Origin of the sequence: Streptomyces sp. NPDC047981 (assembly GCF_040653315.1) — a bacterium.
Classification (GTDB): Bacteria; Actinomycetota; Actinomycetes; order Streptomycetales; family Streptomycetaceae; genus Streptomyces.
The window spans coordinates 1-17114 of the sequence record NZ_JBEZNQ010000098.1 but is presented as its reverse complement, the minus strand read 5'-3'; the positions used below and the strand labels follow the sequence as shown (position 1 = coordinate 17114).

General features: G+C 72.2%; 14 protein-coding genes and 1 pseudogene. 11 read left to right on the top strand and 4 right to left on the bottom strand.

Annotated elements, in window-relative coordinates:
* Positions 1-225: 225 nt before the first annotated feature.
* Positions 226-1413 carry a helix-turn-helix domain-containing protein gene (locus AB0E14_RS34980; RefSeq protein ID WP_362427874.1) on the bottom strand — a complete coding sequence of 396 codons (1188 nt, stop codon included), beginning with the start codon at positions 1411-1413 and terminating at the stop codon, positions 226-228.
* An 87-nt stretch (positions 1414-1500) separates the two neighbouring features.
* Positions 1501-1683, bottom strand: a complete 183-nt coding sequence (locus tag AB0E14_RS34975; protein ID WP_362427871.1) for a hypothetical protein — start codon at positions 1681-1683, stop codon at positions 1501-1503.
* A 240-nt stretch (positions 1684-1923) separates the two neighbouring features.
* On the opposite strand from AB0E14_RS34975, the gene AB0E14_RS34970 reads away from it, so the two are divergent.
* From AB0E14_RS34970 to AB0E14_RS34925, 10 genes are all read left to right on the top strand, one after another.
* Positions 1924-2880, top strand: coding sequence for a DUF3068 domain-containing protein (locus AB0E14_RS34970; protein ID WP_362427868.1), 957 nt, complete (start codon positions 1924-1926; stop codon positions 2878-2880).
* A gap of 357 nt (positions 2881-3237) precedes the next feature.
* Positions 3238-4464 (top strand): glycosyltransferase family 4 protein, encoded by a 1227-nt coding sequence (locus AB0E14_RS34965; RefSeq protein ID WP_362427865.1) that lies wholly within the window; start codon positions 3238-3240, stop codon positions 4462-4464.
* A 64-nt stretch (positions 4465-4528) separates the two neighbouring features.
* Positions 4529-5206 carry a class I SAM-dependent methyltransferase gene (locus AB0E14_RS34960; protein WP_362427898.1) on the top strand — a complete coding sequence of 226 codons (678 nt, stop codon included), beginning with the start codon at positions 4529-4531 and terminating at the stop codon, positions 5204-5206.
* Between the two features lie 22 nt (positions 5207-5228).
* Positions 5229-9515, top strand: coding sequence for an alpha-(1->3)-arabinofuranosyltransferase (locus tag AB0E14_RS34955; protein WP_362427862.1), 4287 nt, complete (start codon positions 5229-5231; stop codon positions 9513-9515).
* A gap of 32 nt (positions 9516-9547) precedes the next feature.
* Entirely contained in the window at positions 9548-11125 is a 1578-nt protein-coding gene (locus AB0E14_RS34950; protein ID WP_362427859.1) for a condensation protein, read from the top strand.
* Positions 11122-11916 (top strand): class I SAM-dependent methyltransferase, encoded by a 795-nt coding sequence (locus AB0E14_RS34945; RefSeq protein WP_362427856.1) that lies wholly within the window; start codon positions 11122-11124, stop codon positions 11914-11916. Before AB0E14_RS34950 ends, AB0E14_RS34945 begins: the two co-directional genes overlap by 4 nt.
* Positions 11917-11919: 3 nt before the next feature.
* Complete coding sequence (locus tag AB0E14_RS34940; RefSeq protein WP_362427853.1) at positions 11920-12825, top strand: DMT family transporter; 906 nt, start codon at positions 11920-11922, stop codon at positions 12823-12825.
* A complete protein-coding gene (locus AB0E14_RS34935) occupies positions 12822-13067 on the top strand; it encodes a Trm112 family protein (protein ID WP_362427850.1) in 246 nt (81 codons plus the stop codon). The genes AB0E14_RS34940 and AB0E14_RS34935 overlap by 4 nt, the downstream gene beginning before the upstream one ends.
* A 273-nt stretch (positions 13068-13340) precedes the next feature.
* Positions 13341-13928 (top strand): TetR/AcrR family transcriptional regulator, encoded by a 588-nt coding sequence (locus tag AB0E14_RS34930; protein ID WP_362427847.1) that lies wholly within the window; start codon positions 13341-13343, stop codon positions 13926-13928.
* Positions 13925-14305 carry a hypothetical protein gene (locus AB0E14_RS34925; RefSeq protein ID WP_362427844.1) on the top strand — a complete coding sequence of 127 codons (381 nt, stop codon included), beginning with the start codon at positions 13925-13927 and terminating at the stop codon, positions 14303-14305. Before AB0E14_RS34930 ends, AB0E14_RS34925 begins: the two co-directional genes overlap by 4 nt.
* A gap of 50 nt (positions 14306-14355) precedes the next feature.
* On the opposite strand, the gene AB0E14_RS34920 is transcribed toward AB0E14_RS34925, so the two are convergent.
* Together AB0E14_RS34920 and AB0E14_RS34915 are read right to left on the bottom strand one after the other, a co-directional pair.
* Positions 14356-14748: a hypothetical protein gene (locus AB0E14_RS34920; protein ID WP_362427841.1), complete on the bottom strand. Its 393-nt coding sequence runs from the start codon at positions 14746-14748 to the stop codon at positions 14356-14358.
* Between the two features lie 285 nt (positions 14749-15033).
* A complete protein-coding gene (locus tag AB0E14_RS34915) occupies positions 15034-15969 on the bottom strand; it encodes a MurR/RpiR family transcriptional regulator (protein ID WP_362427838.1) in 936 nt (311 codons plus the stop codon).
* 231 nt (positions 15970-16200) lie between these two features.
* On the opposite strand from AB0E14_RS34915, the pseudogene AB0E14_RS34910 reads away from it, so the two are divergent.
* A pseudogene (locus AB0E14_RS34910) lies at positions 16201-17114 on the top strand (FUSC family protein); the annotation flags it as partial.

Sequence of the window (17114 nt, the reverse complement as noted above, 5' to 3'; positions counted from 1 at the left end):
CCGCCACCCCCCCCGGGGGGCCGCCCCGCGGGCCCCCGCCCCCCCCCACCACGCGCCTGCGACACCCGGCGCGGCGCTCCGCCCCGCGGTCCTCCCGTCGGGTTCGCTACGGTCACCCGTGCCAGGTGCCACTGGGCGACGACAGCGTGCGCCGGTGTGCCCCGGGGGACGAACCTCCCGGCCGACCGGGATCGGCCCGGGGCCGGCCGGCGGCGTTGCCCCGCGTCAGTCATGCGGTGGGGCGAGATCGCCGCGCAGTCGCCGGGCGCGAAGGACCAGCTCCAGTTCGAAGCGGCGATCCGGGTCGTCCAGGTCCTCGCCCCACAGCTCACGGAGCTGCCTCAGCCGGTAGCGCACGGTCTGCGGGTGGACTCCGAGCCGGGAGGCCACCTCCGGGGCACCGCCCCGTGTCTCCAGCCAGGCAAGCAGGGTCTCGGCGAGACGGTGGGTGTGGGCCGGGCCGCCCGACTCGTCCAGCTGCGCCAGCCGCCGCCGCGCAAGATCGTCGATCAACTCCCCTGCGGGCAGCAGTACCAGGGCTTCGACGTGCTCGGCGCAGTGCAGGAGCCGCCCTCGCGGCAGCAGATCCTCCTCGATCATCGCGACCGCGGCCTCGGCCCAGCGCAGCGACGTCACGGCCTCCGCCAGGGGAACCGACGGGCCGATCGCTCCGGACCAGCCGGCCACCGCCTGGTGCAGCAACTCCGCCCGACCGGGGGCGTCCGGGTCCGGCACGACCAAGCGCGGCTGCTCGCCCTCCATGTCGAGCAGCACCCCGTCGCCCACGGCGGGGGCGACAGCCTCCAGGGCGGGGCGAAGCAGCACGGCGACCGCCACCCGTTCGGGCAGCTGCCAGCCCACGTCGGCCGCGCGGTCGGCGAGGAGGGCGGACGGGTCCGTGCGGTGCTCGGCGAGCAGGAGATCGACGAGAAGTCGTTGCCGGCGCAGCCGCTCGCCGGCCTGGCGGGCGACGGCCTCGGCGTACCCGCGTACCGACTGGGCCACCATGACGTCGAGGTACTCGAACGCGGACTCGGCGAGTTCGTACATGGCCGCGGACGGGATGTCGACCTGCTGCCCGATCTCCGCCATGCGCCGCCAGGAAAGGCGCACGCCCAGCCGGTAGATCCCCTGCAAGGAGTCCAGGCTGCGCCCCTGCGCGACCTCGCTGCGCCCGAAGTCCTGGAACATCTCGGGGAGGGCGCGAGGCCGGTCCGACCCCGTGGTCATCTGCTCGACGAAGAGTTCCAGAGCGTGCCGGATCGCCACCAGGGCCTTCGGCTCCCCGGACTCGTCGGCGATGAACACCAGACCCGGATGGTTCCGTCGGATCTCGGCCAGGATGTCCTCTGCCAGCTCGGGGACCTGCGCCAGGGCGCGGTCGGCGAACTGCTGAATCCGTTCTTGTGGCACGTCGTGCCACGCTGACGACGCTTCCACAACATCGCTCCTGGATGTCCGGTCCACATGCGCTCGGTCACCGGCCCGCCTCTTCACAACCTAGCCCGCGCCGGAGCCCGGCGTGCTGGTCGTCCCTGGAGCGGGTGGTTCGGGGAACGTGACGAGCGGCACATTCTGCTGCTCGGGTGTGGCGTCGAGAGCGGCGACGATTCCGAAGGCGGCGCAGGCGGCCAGAACGGCGGCGGCGACGCAGGTCAGGAAGGCGGCGAGCAGTCTGGGCATGAGGATGATCGGCCTCTCAGTCGATGAGGTCAGTCACCCAGCGCGCCGGCCCGGTCCGGCGCGGTCAGTATGCGAGGCGCGTTGACAGAAGGTCAAGGGCCGCCTACTTTCGCCGTTCATCGCCACTGTTACTCCTGGGTAAGTCATTCCTCCCCCGGACAGGTCGCAATCCGTGCGCGTGGTTCCTTCCCGCGCAGCCCATGAGCTCCTCGCATATCGCACCCGTATCGGAGTACTCGTATGCGTCGTTCAATATCCCCTTTGTCCCTGATTCTGCTGGGTTCCGGAGTCTTTCTGCTGGTGCTCACCCAGCTCCTCGTCTGGTACGTGGAGCCACGCGCCAAGCGCACTCCGACCGATGTGAACTCCACGACGGTCTTCCGTGGACAGGGCAGCTACTTCGACACCGGGTCCGTCGCCACCGTGGACGACCAGACGCTCACGATCACCCGCAAGGTGCTGGGGAACGTGGCCGAGAGCGAGCGCAGCGGAAACGCGATCTGGGACGTGTCGACCCAGATCGATACGCCGAAGACGCTGCCGCTCGCCGACCCGCGGAAGTCCCTGCAATGGACCACCGAACGCTGGGTGACCGATCGTCGGACGAACCTCCCCGTGCACTGCTGCGAGGAGAAGCCCGGGTTCGAGGGCGAGGCCTACCTGAAGTTCCCGTTCGACGTCGAGAAGCGCTCCTACACCTGGTGGGACAGCACCCTGGGTGCCGCCGTGCCGCTGGAGTTCGACGAGGTCACCGAGGTCGACGGGCACGAGGGCTACCGCTTCGTCGGCGCTGTCGAGGCCACCGCGACCGGCACCCGCATGGTGCCCGGCGTGCTGGTGGGCAGTTCGAAGCCGGGCCAGGTGCTGGCCGAGGAGTGGTATTCCAACGCGGGGATCGAGCTGACCGTGGACCGGCGCACGGGTCGGATCATGAACGCGGTGATCGCGCCGACCAAGACGCTACGGGCCCCGGGTTCGAAGAAGGACGCGGTCACCCTGCTGTCCAGTGAGCGGCTGGAGTTCACCGACGCGACCCGGCTCGAACAGGTGAAGCTGGCCTCCGAGGACGGCAGCCGGTTGAAGCTGCTCGGCGAGACCGCGCCCCTCGGGGGCGGAGTCCTGGGCGGCCTGCTCGCCGCCGTCGGCGTTGTGCTGCTGATACGCGGCCGTCGACGGTCGGAACACTCAGAAGAGTGATAAAGCGGCGCAGGACCTGCGTCCCGAACTTGTCACCGGGCTGAGTAGCCGGAACGACTTGTCGAACGAAGACTGACGTTACCCCCGAGTAAGAGCAAGGTTGCCGGTGTGAGCGTGCTCCCACCCTCAGGAGACCGCCATCGGCAAGGTGCTGAGACGGCCGCACCTCCACCGTCCGCGCCGCGGTACCCGCAGTAACCGCAGTACCCGCAGCAACCGCAGACAGAGCCAGCCCAGCGCTTCATCCCCGGAAGCCCGGCCATCCCCCCACCCGCCTGCCACCACCCGCCTGCCTCCCGCAGCCGCCTTCTTCCCCCACCCGTCTGCCTCTCGCAGCCGCCGAGTTGGAGCACCTCTATGCCCCAGCGCGCGTCCGCCCTGGCCCTCGGCCAGAAGGACTCCCTCTCCGTCCCCACTCAAGTCAGCACCGGCAGCCATGTCGCCGACTCGCTCGCCGCCGACCCGCACGTCGCATCTCCTGGAACACCCCTCCCGCGTCGGATCACCTTTCTCGCCCGCCGTGACCTGGCCAACCAGGCAGCCGGCGGATCGGAACTGCTCATCGACCGGATTGCCGACGGCCTGACCTCCGGCGGCCATGAGGTCACGCTCGTGTGCGGCGGCCCGGCCGCCCAGCGCGACTACCGGGTGGTCTCCGCGGGAGGTGACGCCGGTCACTTCCTGCGCGCCAAGTCGACCTTCGCCCGCGAGGTCGGCGACTGCGACCTGCTCGTCGAGGTGTGCAACGGCATGCCGTACCTGGCGCCGCTGTGGCACCGCGGACCAACGTTGTGCCTGGTCAACCACGTGCACACGGATCTTTGGCAGATGCGTTACCCGGGCCCGGCGGCACGGCTCGGACGCAGGCTGGAGCACTGGGCACTGGCCGGCACCCACCGCGACAACCTGATGGTGGCCGTCTCCGAGTCGACCGCCTCCGAGCTGCGCGACATCGGCGTGGCCGCGGACCGCATCCGGATCGTGAACAACGGTGTCGAAGACCCCGGCCCGCTGCTGCCCGAGGCCAAGGAACCGCTGTTCCTGGCCGTCGGCCGACTGGTGGAGTACAAGCGCATCGACCTGCTCCTCAGGCTGTGGGAGCGGGTCCGTCCCGTCACCGGTGGCCGACTCGTCATCGTGGGCGACGGCCCCGAACGGTCGCGCCTTGAAGCCATGGCCGGCCCCGGTGTGACGTTCACAGGCCGGGTGTCGGACGCCGAGAAGCACCGGCTGATGTGCGAGGCGTGGCTGCTGCTGCACCCCTCCCTCGTCGAGGGCTGGGGGCTGGTCGTCACCGAGGCGGCCGCCCGGGCCACCCCTGCGATCGGATTCGACATACCCGGCCTGTGCGACTCCATCGAGGACGGGGAGACCGGCGTACTCGCCCGCGGGGAGAGTTCGTTCGCCGCTGCGTGGTGCGCCCTGTCTCTCAGCACCGAGCGGCGCGCGGCCCTCGGACGTGCCGCCGCGCATCGCGCCAAGCGCTTCCGCTGGAGCGCGACGGTCCGTCAGTTCCAGGCGGTCGCCGCCGAGGCCGTGGCCCGCGCCGCCACCCCGGGACGCGGCAGGAGTGGCCGTGGCTGAGATCACCGAACGCGACTTCAAGGATCCGTCGCTGAAGAGATCGGCCGCCCTCTTCCGGGCGTTCATGCGCGAACCCAGCGATCCCGAACGGTGCTACACCCTGCTGGCCCGCGACTCGGTGGCACAAGTGGCACGGCACATCGACCTGCCCGGCAAGATCGTCGTGGACATCGGCGGTGGCAGCGGCCACTTCACCGAGGAGTTCCGCCGCCGCGGCGCGCACAGCTACCTCTTCGAGCCCGACCCTCGGGAGCTGAGCGCCCGCGGCCCGGTCACCGAGGGCGCGGTGCTCGCCGACGGATATCTGCTGCCGCTCGCCGACGGGGCGGCGGACGTCTGTTTCTCGTCCAACGTGCTGGAGCACGTGTCGGACCCGCAGACGTTCATCAGCGAGATGGCGCGGGTCACCCGCCCCGGCGGACTGATCTACCTGTCGTTCACCAACTGGCTCTCCCCCTGGGGAGGCCACGAGACCGCGCCGTGGCACTACCTCGGGCCCGACCGGGCCCGCGCGCGCTACGCACGGCGCACCGGCCGCGAGGCCAAGCACACGCTCGGCGAGAACCTCTTCCCCGTCCACATCGGTCCCACCCTGCGGCACGTCCGCGGCCGCGACGACGTGCAGGTCGTCACGGCGCGCTCCCGTTACTGGCCATTCCTCGCGAGCACGATCACCCGGGTGCCGGGACTCCGCGAGATCGCCACCTGGAATCTGCTGCTGATTCTCAGGCGAAGCCCATGAGTCTGCGAAGCGAGGAACGGTCATGACCACTGCGGTCCAGGCGCCCACCCGGGCGCCGCAGCCCGGCCCGACGCCGTCGGAGGCGCTCGGCGAGCCGCGCGGACGACGCCTGCTGTTCGGCTTCTGGGCCGTCGTGCTGGTGTCGTTCCTCGCGGTGTCACCGGGGAAGATGACGTTCGAGACGAAACTCGGCGTCGCCCTCGACCCCTGGCGCTTCCTCGGCGACCTCGGTTCGCTGTGGAACGGCAACGTGGGCCTCGGCGGCATAGCCAACCAGTACATCGGCTACGCCTTTCCCGCGCTCCCTTACTACGCGTTCATGGACCTGCTGCGGGTTCCGGTGTGGCTGGCCGAGCGGCTCTGGCTGTCGATCATCGTGACCGCCGCCTTCTGGGGCGCGCTCAGGCTCGCCGAGCGGCTGCGCGTGGGGACACGCGCGTCCCGGGTCGTGGGCGCGGTGGCGTACGCGCTGTGGCCCACCTTCACGATCGTCATCGGATCGACCTCCGCCGCCGCACTGCCCGGCGCCCTGCTGCCCTGGGTGCTGCTGCCGCTGACCTCCGCGACGCTGAGCCACCGGATGGCAGCCGCGCGTTCGGCCCTGCTGATCCCTTTCATGGGTGGCGTGAACGCCGCCTCCACGTTGGCCGCGCTGCTGCCCGTGGGGCTGTACCTGCTCAGCCGCCCGCCCGGCCGGCGTCGGCGCGCGCTGCTGGGCTGGTGGATACCGGGCGTCGCGCTCGCCACCGTCTGGTGGGTGGTGCCGCTGCTCCTGCTCGGCATCCACGGCGAGAACTTCATGCCGTACGTCGAGCAGGCCGACACCACCACCGCCACCATGTCCGCGACCGAACTGCTGCGCGGCGCCGGCAACTGGGTGGCCTATCTGAACTTCGGTGAGGCATGGTTGCCGGCCGGCTGGGCCGTCGCGACCTCCGTCGTCACCATCCTCGGTTCGGCGTTCGTCGCGGCGCTGGGTCTCGCGGGCCTGGCCCGGCGGGACCTGCCGGAGCGCCGCTGGCTGCTGCTGACCGTCCTGGCCGTCGTCCTGATCACGCTCGCCGGGTACGGAGGAGCCTTCGGCGGTCCGTTCCACGGTGTCGTCCAGGACTGGCTGAACGGGCCGTTGAAGCCGTTCCGCAACATCTACAAGTTCCAGCCGGGACTGGCCCTCGCGCTCGCCCTCGGACTGGTCCATCTGACGGCCGTGCTGTCCGAGAGCAGAGGTTCCCGCGCACTCCGCGGTCGGCGCTGGGTGCCTGCGGCCGCGGCGGTGCTGGTCCTGCCCGGCCTGGCGCTCCCGTACGTCAACGGCTCGATCCTGCAGCCCGGGGCGTTCACCAAGCTGCCCACCCACTGGGAGAAGGCCGCCGGCTGGCTCAAGGACAACGCCCCCGACAGCCGCGCACTGGTCGTCCCGGCGACGGCGCACGGCATCTACACCTGGGGTTCCCCCATCGACCAGCCGTTCGACGTGCTGGCCGAGACCCCCTGGGCACAGCGTGACTTCGTCCCCTTCGGCACTCCCGGAGCACGCCGTATGACGGACGCCGTCGAGCAGGCGCTGCTGTCCGGCACCGAGGTGCCGGGCCTTCGGGCCTACCTGGCGCGGGCCGGTATGCACGAGGTGGTCGTCCGCAACGACCTCGACCCCGACCAGATCGGCTATGTCCCGCCCCAGACGGTGAAGCGGACCCTTGAGTCGTCCGGCTACCGCAAGGTCGCCGGGTTCGGCCCGCTGGTGACCGGCGGACGCATCGCCGCCGACACCCCGCTCCAGGTGCAGGGGCTCTACCCGCGGCTCCAGGCCGTGGAGATCTACGAGCCGCAGGACCGCGACGGAAGGCCCGGCAGGGTCGGTGTCTCGGCCGTGGCCGACACGGCCGTGGTCAGTGGCGGACCCGAGTCGTTGCTCCAGCTGTCCGCCGACCCCTCGATGGCCGAGCGGCCGGCCGTACTGGCCGGGGACGGGCTTCCCCAGGGCGTGGTCGCACAGGTGAAGGCGGTCGCGGACGGGCTGCGCCGAGCCGACACCCGGTTCGGCCTGGTCAACAACAACACCTCGTACACCTACACGGCGGACGAGCGCAATCACTCCGGCAGTCTGCAGAACCCGGGGGAGAAGCCCAAGCAGATCCTGCCGTCGGAGGGCACCGACCACCAGACGACGGCGGTGCTGCGCGGTGCCGAGTCCGTGACGGCTTCCAGCAGTGGCAACTGGCTGTTCCACCAGCCGCAGTACGACCCGGTGAACGCCTTCGACGGCAACCCGGACACCGCGTGGACCGAGGGCAGCCCGGGCAGGCCGGCCGGCCAGTGGCTCAAGGTCGAGTTCTCCCGGCCGACCGACATCCCGGCCTCCGTCCAGCTGACGCCCCTGCCGGGCGACGCCATGCGCGCGGCGCCCACGCAGGTGCGGATCGAGACCGACCGCGGTTCGGCCGAAAGCCCGCTGCAGACGAACGGCCTGCCGCAGACCGTCAGGGCTCCGGCCGGCGAGGCGTCCTGGATGAAGATCACCGTCGTTGCCGCGCAACAGGCACGACCGGGCCTGTCCGGGGCCGGTTTCTCCGAGGTGTCGATCCCGGACGTGCAGGTGACGCGCATGCTGGCGCTGCCTGCCGACGCGGAGCGCACCGACGCGGAGACGACCCTGTACTCCCTGCACCGGGGCACCGACGCGGGCGGTCTGTCGCCCGTATCGGCAGAGGTGGGCCTGCACCGGCGGTTCAGCACCCAGGAGTCGGGCGAGTACAAGGTGTCGGCGCGAGCCGTCGCGGTGCCCGGCGGCCCGTTGGACGCACTTCTCGACCGTTCGGCCCCCGGATCGAAGAACCGGCTGACGGCCTCCGTGGACTCCACCAGCCGCAACGGCTCGTCACTCAGCGCCCGCAACCTGGTCGACGGTGATCTGACGACCGCCTGGATAGCGGGCGACCGGCCGGTCGTCCACCTGAGCTGGCCCAAGAAGACGAAGATCGACGAGATCGTCCTCGCGCCGGCGGGCGGGGTGTCCACCCGGCCCGAACAGGTGATGATCAGCTCCCCGGGCGGCGCCGCCGTGGCCGACGTGGACGAGAACGGGTGGGCCCGATTCCCGGCGATCGAGACGAACCGGCTCGACATCACCATCAGCAGGGTCGCCCCGCTCACCGTCCACAACCCGGTGGCGAACGCGCAGTTGCAGCTGCCGGTCGGGCTGAGCGAGGTGCATGTTCCCGCACTCGCCGATCTGCGGGTGCCGCCGCCGAAGCCGTCCGCGCGCTTCTCGCTGCCGTGCGGCAAGGGCCCGGACCTCGCTGTGGGCGGTGTCCTGCACAAGACGACGGCCTCCGGACTCGTCCGGGACCTCACCGAGCGGCGCCCCGTCACCGTCGCCCTCTGCGCGGGGGAGGAGAAGGACGGCACCCTCGAACTTCCGTCCGGCGATCACGAGGTGGAGGCGGGTGACGCGGGCCCGCTGGCGATCACCGACGTCACCCTGACCCGGGGCACCCCGCAGAAGACGGCGGGAGCGGCGGGTCGCGAGGCCACCGTCACCAGGTGGACCGACGACAGCCGGACCGTCTCGGTGTCGGCCGGCTCCGGCGGGGCCGCGTACCTGCGGACCTTCGAGAACGCCAACGACGGCTGGAAGGCCACGCTCGACGGCAAGGAACTGGAGCCGGTGCGCCTCGACGGCTGGCAGCAGGCCTGGGTGATACCGGCCGGGGCGTCCGGCACGGTGACCATGGAGTTCGAACCCTCCGGGCCGTACAGGACAGCCCTGATCGGCGGTGCGATCGCGCTCGTCGCCCTCGTCGCCCTGGCCTTCGTGGGCCGTCGGCGCCACGCCGGTGGAGCCGACGAGAGGCTGCCCGAACCAGCCGCCCCGGGGATGCTGCTCGGGACGCTGGCGCTGACCGCGGTCGTCGCGGTCGCGGCGGGGCCGGTGGCTCTGGTCGTGCCCGTACTCGCTGTGGCGGCGCGGATCCGGCCGGCCGTTCTGGTGCCGACCGCGGCGGTGGCGATGGCCGGAGCGGGCCTCGTCGCGGCCGTGGGCGCCGGGGAGCCGGTTGCCGCAGGGGAGGGCGCGTTCAGTGGCCTCGCGCAGGTGCTCGCGCTCGTGGCCCTGGCAGCCGCGCTGGTGACGGCGGTGAGGCCGGAGTCCGTGGCCGCCGGACGTGGGCACGGCGACGGACATGAGGACCACGACGATGCCGACGCGCCGCTAGCCGGACCGGTCGTCACGGCCAGGCCGCGGAGCACCGGCGACGGGCACCGGCCCGAGCCGCCCCTCTGGCGGCCCGAAGGGGGTGGCCCCTCGTGATCGCGCCGTGGACCGCCGCCGGGAGGGGGACCGTGACCCCTCCCGGTACGGTCCGGATTCCCTTTCCGACCGTCGACGAGGTGTCGCGGCACTGCCTCAGTGACGACGAACCGGAGAGCGTACACATCGAGGTCCATCTGCCCGGACGGCTGGACGAGGCACGACTGCGGGTCGCCTTCCGGAGGGCGCTGCTGGCACACCCCAGGGCGCTGATGCGGGAAGTGCCCGGCCGCCGGCACCGGCGGTCCTTCGCGTGGGAGCTGACCGATCAACCGGACAGCGACCCGGTGAGCCTCGCGGGACGGGGCCCCGACGCGTTGGCCCGGGCCCGGGCTCGCGCCCTGAGCGAATGCCCGCCGCTCACCCTGTCGCCGCCGATGCGCCTGGACGTCGTAGAGGTCGACGGGCGAACGGCCGGCCCCGAGCCGTCGGCGGCGGATGTGGCCTCCGGGACCGGGACCGTACTGCTGCTGACGATGCATCACACGGCCCTCGACGCGGGGTCGGGGCTGCGGGTGCTCGCCACGACCGCCGAACAGTACGGCGGTGTGGCCGGCCTCCCGGTCACCGGGAGGTTCCGGCCGGGGCCCTCGGGTCCGGCTCCGAGCCGGACCGGCGGCACCGGCCACGCCGTACGTGCGCGTCCCGTACGCGTCGCGCCGGACTCCCGCCCCCGGCCGGTACGTGCCCGCGCGGTGGGCAACGGCATGCTGCAGGCGGATCTGCCCGTGCCACGGCGTGCGGCGCGGAACGGGGGCCTCGAGCCCTGGACCGTCAACGACCAACTACTGGTCGCCGCAACGCTGATGGTGGGCCGCTGGAACGTCTCGCAGGGCCGGCCGGCCGGCCCGGTGAGGATCACGATGCCCGTGGACGACCGGCCGCGCGGCACGGAGATGCCGATCGGTAACGGAACCCGCCTTGTCGAGGTGGCCATGACATCCGAGGACCCGCGCGACACCGACCTGTTGCTCGGTGAACGGCCGGACCCAGCAGCCGTGACGCGTTTGCTGCGCACCACGGCTCGCCGCACCCGCGCGCTGAAGTCGGCCCATGGCGCCCCCCTGGGCGCCGGGGCGAGTCTGCTGACCGCACCGCTGCTACCGGTCGGCATGCGGGGCGTGCTCACCCGTGGCGCACGGCGGGCGGCGGCGTCCTGGACGTCGACGGCGCTGGTCACCAACATCGGACGCGTGCCGTACGAACTGGACTTCGGTGACGCCGGCCGGGCGACAGCCGTGTGGTTCTCCGCACCGGCGCGGATGCCGCGCGGGCTGAGCGTGGCGGCGGCTTCCACCGGCGGGCGACTGCATGTGACGCTGCGCTGGTCACGGGCGCTGCTCGGTGACGAGGCCGGTGCGGATCTGGTGGGCTTGTTCGAGGAGTCGCTGTCGGCGACGTCTCTCACCCCGGCCGGGGGAAACGCTCCGGGTGCGGAGCCGGGAGCCCGCATCCGGGAGGCGGCCGCCACCGCCGCGGACACCGAGGCCTCCACGGCCCTGGATCACGCCTGGAGCCCGGGCGGGCCGTACCGCCGCGACACACCGCATTCCGACTCGACACCAGGTGGAGCCCGCTCCACCCACGACAGCTGGAAGAGGCCGTCATGACCCTCTCCACCAGGGGCTCCGCAGCAAACGGGAAGTCGCCCGAGGCGGCGGTGAATTCGCCGGGCCGGCCGGTCCCCGGGCTGCGGGACTTCTACGAGAACCCCGCCGTTCCCGTCGCCTCCGGGGAAGCCCGGACACTGCGTCAGGCCCGGATGCTGGCCGACGCGCTCGGCCGCGTGGGGCCCGGCCGCCCGGCCGCGACCGTGCTCGACGTGGGCTGCGGGGACGGTTCGGCCGGCGCGACCGCAGCCCGCGTCCTGGACGGGCACCGCGTCGTGGGGATCGACTGGTCGCAGGATGCGCTGCTCCGGGCGGCCACGCGCCTGAGCCAGGTCGTCCGCGGCGAGCTGACCGGCAGCGGTCTGCCGTTCGCCTCCGGCAGTGCCGACGCCGTGCTGTTCAGCGAAGTCGTCGAGCACCTCGTCGACCCCGACAGTGCCCTCGACGAACTGCACAGGGTGCTGCGGCCCGGTGGCCACCTCATGCTCTCGACGCCCAACCTCGGCGCTTGGTACAACCGCGCCCTGCTGCTCGCCGGAGTCCAGCCGGTGTTCTCCGAGGTGAGTCTGCGCCGTATCCACGGCAGACCGGGCAGGGAGGTAGTGGGCCATCTGAGGCTGTATACGGCGCGTGCGCTGCGCGAGTTCGTGGCGGCGTCCGGGTTCGAGGTGGTGTCGGTCGCCGGTGCGCCGTTCCATGGAGTACCGCGACCGCTCCGCCCGCTGGACCGCCTGGCCTGCGGGCTGCCGTCCCTCGCCTCCATCCTCCTCGTGCATGCGAGAAAGGCGTAGCCCGTGGTGTGGGGTGTGATCGCCGCGCTGGTGGCGAACGTCCTGTACAGCACCGGCTTCGTCCTGGAGAAGCGGGCGCTCGCCGGCATGCCGCGGCTGAGCGCCGCACAGCCGGGTCGCACCCTGATCCTGCTGGCCTGCAGGCCCTTGTGGATCTGCGGGGCCATGGCGCTGGCCCTGGGGTTCGCCGCGCAGCTGGCCGTCTACCGCACACTGCCGATCGCCGCCGCCCAGGGCTTGTTCCTGTCCGGCCTGGTCCTCCTGCTGGTGCTCTCGTCGGTGGTGCTCGGTGAACGCCCCTCCGGCCGTGAGCGGCGTGCGGTGGCCGTCATCGGTCTGGCGCTGGTGATGGTGGTGGCCTCGCTGTACGGGACCAGCGAGGAGATCAGCCGCAGCGCGCCCACCGGCATCCTGCTGGCCCTGTGCGTCCCGACCCTCGCGGTCGGGCTGTTCCTGTACACGGCCGCGGAGCGTCGCGCCCGCCGTCGCCATCGGCAGCCGACCACCGGAGTGGCCTATGCGGTCGCGGTCGGTCTGATCTACGGCGTCAGCTCGCTGGCCATCAAGGGCGTCTCCGGACATCTGGACACCTCGGACCTCCTGGGCTCCGTGCCCGTCCTGTTCGCCTCCCCCTACCCGTACCTCCTCCTTCTGACAGGGGTCGGCGGACTGGTGCTGTCGCAGACCGCGCTGCAGCGCTGCCGGGCGTCACTGATCGTCCCGGTGTGCACGACGGTGACCTGTGTGTTCACGATCGTGAGCGGCACGATCGCGTTCGACGAACCGCTGCCCGACGACGTGTTGCGGCTGTTACTGCGTCTCGGCGGCACCGCGCTCGCACTGACGGTGCTGCTCACCCTGCCGCGACACGACGCGGACACCCCCACATCCGAAGGAGCCCGGTCATGAACCCTGACAACCCGCTGCTGAAGATCCTCGCCTGCCCGCTCGACAAGGGCCCGCTGATCCTCGACGAGACCGGGGGCGCCCTCTACAACCCGCGCCTGCGCCGCCGCTATCCGATCATCGACGGCGTTCCGCAACTGCTTCCCTCTTCCGGGGTTTCCGTCGTTGACGAGGAACCTGTGGTCGAGAACGAGCACGACGTGTCCGCCGGGCCATCCGACTCCGTTGGCAGGGAAGGAGGTTGAGTACGGTCGATGCGAGCGCCTGGCGGTTCGCGGCCGCCTCGCGGCACACCACCGGGAGCGGCACCAGTGTCCAACTCGCCATGGTCATCGTGCTGTTATGCCTGTGCTCGGCCCTGCCCCTGGCCTTCCTGCGGCCTGTTCTCCAAGTCGGCCGTGCTCGGTGCGGTGATCGTGGCGGCGGGTGCCGTCGCCCTTCGGTGGCGCGGCGCCTGCGCGACGGATGAGCGTGGGTCGGGTTGTTTATCAAACGGGTCGACCCGTATCGTAAATTGTATGAGCTCTTCTCCGTCCTCCAGAGGACGTCCCAGGGATCCCCGCTCGCACGAGGCGATCGTCAGCGCGGCCACGGAGCTGGTGACCGAGGTCGGCTACGCCGCGACATCGATCGGGGCGGTGGCCGCCCGCGCCGGCGTCGGCAAGGACACGGTCTACCGGCGGTGGCGGGGCAAGCCGGAGTTGGTCTTCGAGGCGGTGTTCACGACCACCGACCACGCACCGGTCCCGGACACCGGAACGCTGGCCGGGGATCTGACCGCACTGCTGCGCGGCCTGGTCGACGAGTTCCAGGCGCCTGCCGCGGCAGCGGCGCTCCCGGGGCTGCTCGCCGACTTCGCCGCCGATCCGGTGCTGAAGGCGCGCATCCGGGGCGACTTCCTGGCTCCGGCCAAGGAGCGGCTGCTGGTCGTCTTCGAGCGCGCGGAGGCGCGCGGAGAGATCGCGGCCGGGACACCCGTGGACCTGGTGCTGGACACCCTGGCCGGCGCCGTGTTCTTCCACATCGGCCTCGTGGGGGAGCAGCCCGACCCTCGGCTCCCCGGCCGGCTGGCCGCTGTCGTGGCCGAAGGGATCGCGATCCGGTGAACGGCTGGCTTCTCGCGGCGGGCGTCACCGCGTTCGGTGTGGCCGCGGTGCACATGGTCGCCGGGCGCCGGGACATCGTCCTCCCGCTGTTGTCCTGCGGACTCGCCGACGAACCCCGACGCGTCCTTCACGCCGTGTGGCACATGGTGACCGTCGACCTGGTGCTCTCCGCGGCCGCCCTGGTGTACCTCGCGACGGCGGACGACACGTCGGTGACCGGTCCGATGGCCTGGTTCGTCGCCGCGCACTTCCTCGCGTACGCGGTCGTCTTCCTGGTCGTCACGCTGTCGGCGGACTGGGCGAGGCCGCTGCTCCGGCTGCCGCAGTGGATGCTGCTCCTGCCGGTCGCGGTCCTGACCGTGGCGGGTGTCGCGTAGCGACAGCCCGTAGGTCTCCGCGGGGCCGGCTCGAACACGGGGATGTCGCCTCAGACCCGGGCTCGGCGGCCGGTCGCATGCTCGCTCGCCAGGAGCGCTGCCGTGACCAGGCGGACGCCTCGGGCCAGGCCGCTCAGTTGCTGGAGTTCCAGGGCGTACAGCCTGATCGTGGTCTCGATCGTGGTGCCGGACACGCCCAGTGTCGGCAGCTCGGCGCGGCAGGTCTGCATCGCCACCCTGACCGCCCGGATCTCGTGCTCGACCTGCAGCTGGGCGTGGCGGGCCAGCAGGACCGGATGGTGCGTGAGGGTCGTGTATCCGCCGTACCTCGCCGGCAGGAGGTCGCGCAGCCAGCGGACGGCCGTGGTCTCCCAGTTGCGGTTGCCGGGGGCCGCGACCGTGTACGGCCAGTCGGTGCTGACCGGAGGGCGGTGGTGGGACATCGTCGTCGCCTTAGGAAGGGTGGTCCTGTGCGGAGGGGCGCGGCGGCTCCGGCCCAGGGGTTGACCGGAGCCGCCGCGGGGGCATTCGCGGAACGCGAAGTGCTCCCTGTGGAACAACACGGGGGCCGACTGAGGAGGAGGGGTGCCGACCCGACGCTGTTCTGCCCGTGCCCGCGGGGCACCTGTAGTAAATATATATACCGTCGAGTACGCAAGGGCATGAAAAAATTCATGCGAACCCGGGGTGTGAAAGAAGTGATGCAGGACCCCTGGGGGCGGCCGGTTTCAGTCCTCCAGGAAGAAGTCGTACTGATCCGACGCCTGCTCGTACTTCTCCAGCCGGACCTGTGTCCGCTCGGGATCGGCGTCCGCCATCGCCTGGAGGATGGCCGCCGACAGCACGCCCGGCGCCGCGTACGAGTCGAAGACGAGGCGTGAGCCGGTGCCCGCCGTGAAGCTCACATCGGCCTCGTGCGTCAGGGGGCCGAGCGCCACGTCCGTGATCAGGGCGACGCGCAGACCGGCGCGCCGGGCAGCCCTCAGGGCGGCCAGGGTCTCCTTGGAGTGCCGCGGCATCGCGAAGGCCAATACCCAGGTGCCGCCCGCCTCGCGCGACTGCAGCAGCGCGTCGTAGGCGACGCTGCCGCCGCGGGTCACCACCCGCACATCGGGGTGGATGCGCCGCGCCGCGTAGGCGAAGTACTCGGCGAGGGAGACCGAGATGCGCAGCCCGAGCACCGTGAGCGGCGTGGAGCGGGCGAGCTCCCGGCCGGTGTCGAGGATCTGGTCGGTGCTCGCGAGGGTGCGGCGCAGCGAGGACAGGTTCTCGATCTCGGCGTCGATCGCCGCCTGGAGCTCGTTGCTCCGCCGCGCCTCGCGCCCCTCGGTGGTTCCGGCGACCGCCCTGAGCGCGATGGGCTGGAGGGCGTCCCTGAGCGCGGGATACCCGCTGAACCCGAGCGACGACGCGAAGCGGGTCACGGACGGCTGGCTCACGCCGACGCGCTCCGCGAGCTCGGTGATCGACAGGAAGGCCGCCTCGGTGAGGTGGTCGATCAGGAACTGGGCGATGCGTCGCTGGCCGGGCGAGAGCCGGTGGCCCCCGAAGAGGGCGCGCACCTGGTCGACGGGCGGCGCCTCCGCCGCCTCCGCCGCCTCCGAGGGGTGGGTGCCAGGTGTGATCGCCGCCGCCTGCGCACGCGCCTGCTGCCCTGATGGCACGGGGTGCCTCCCATTCGTACCGATGCCGCCCAAGATAGTTCATGAACGGGTGCCGCACGGAGCGGCGGCTCTCCCCGTGCGCCACCGGGCCGATGCCCGGCCATGCCCCGCCGACGCCCGCTCGCTCCCTGCCCGTGCCCCGCTCGTCCCCCCGCCCGTGCCCCGCCGACAGCCGCGCCCGCCGGCCGGGTACCGGGTGCCGAGGAGCGGGCCGTGGCCGATGCTGGTGGGGTGAGCGGTTTGCTGGGGCTGCCGGACGCGTACGCGGGGGCGGCCCGCAGCTCGGTGCGGGTCACGGTGGCGGCGGCGGCCGGGTTCTACCTGTTCCTCTACGGGTTCGGGCAGACCGTCACCGCGACCTACGCGCTGTTCGCCGCCGTCTCGTTGGGCGGCCTCTCGCGCATCCCGGGGACCGGGCGGCAGCGGGCGGTCGTGATGCTGCGGGTGCTGCCGGTGGCCTGCCTCCTGGTCGTCGTGGGGACCTTCCTCGCCGTGCGGACCGCGAGCGCGGTGGCCGGGATGCTCGTCATCGGCTTCGCGCTCGCCTTCGTCGCCGTCGGCGGGCCCCGCCCGGCCGGTGCGGCGCCGGGGCTCCAGCTGCTCTACATCCTGCCCTCGTTCCCGCCGTACGCCCCCGACACCCTGGGCGAGCGGCTGATCGGGACCACCGCCGGGATCCTCCTGCTCGTCGCCGCCGAGGCCGGCCTCTTCCCCGAGCGGCCGACCGTGCCGTACCGGGAACTCGCGGCCCGCGCCGCCGGCATCGCCGAGCGCTGCGCCGGTGAGCTGGCCCGGCCGCCGTACGCCCTCTCCCGCGCCGCCGGTGACGCGGCCGGGACGGGGGCCCAGTCGCTGCGCCCCTCCCGGGTGCCGGAGGCCGACCGGCCCGCCGGGCCCGGGGTCCGCTCGCGGGCATTGGCCCACACCGGGCTCGCGGCCCGCACCCTGCTCAACCGGCTGCACCGATTGCCCGCCGCGCCGGACGGGCGGACACCGGCGGAACCGGGCCTCGAACTGCTGCGCGCCGTCGCGCGGTCGGCGGCCGACAGCGCCGCGCTCCTGCGCGGCGTTCCCGGTGCGGGCGGTGCGAGCCCGGCCCCCGAGCGGGCCGCCGTGGCCGCCGGGCGGGATCGACCGGCCGATCC

Coding starts and splice junctions, on each gene's coding strand:
- AB0E14_RS34920 (WP_362427841.1), bottom strand. CDS start 14,748: ATGTCCCACCACCGCCCTCCGGTCAGCACCGACTGGCCGTACACGGTC.
- AB0E14_RS34955 (WP_362427862.1), top strand. CDS start 5,229: ATGACCACTGCGGTCCAGGCGCCCACCCGGGCGCCGCAGCCCGGCCCG.
- AB0E14_RS34945 (WP_362427856.1), top strand. CDS start 11,122: ATGACCCTCTCCACCAGGGGCTCCGCAGCAAACGGGAAGTCGCCCGAG.
- AB0E14_RS34975 (WP_362427871.1), bottom strand. CDS start 1,683: ATGCCCAGACTGCTCGCCGCCTTCCTGACCTGCGTCGCCGCCGCCGTT.
- AB0E14_RS34930 (WP_362427847.1), top strand. CDS start 13,341: ATGAGCTCTTCTCCGTCCTCCAGAGGACGTCCCAGGGATCCCCGCTCG.
- AB0E14_RS34935 (WP_362427850.1), top strand. CDS start 12,822: ATGAACCCTGACAACCCGCTGCTGAAGATCCTCGCCTGCCCGCTCGAC.
- AB0E14_RS34965 (WP_362427865.1), top strand. CDS start 3,238: ATGCCCCAGCGCGCGTCCGCCCTGGCCCTCGGCCAGAAGGACTCCCTC.
- AB0E14_RS34960 (WP_362427898.1), top strand. CDS start 4,529: ATGCGCGAACCCAGCGATCCCGAACGGTGCTACACCCTGCTGGCCCGC.
- AB0E14_RS34970 (WP_362427868.1), top strand. CDS start 1,924: ATGCGTCGTTCAATATCCCCTTTGTCCCTGATTCTGCTGGGTTCCGGA.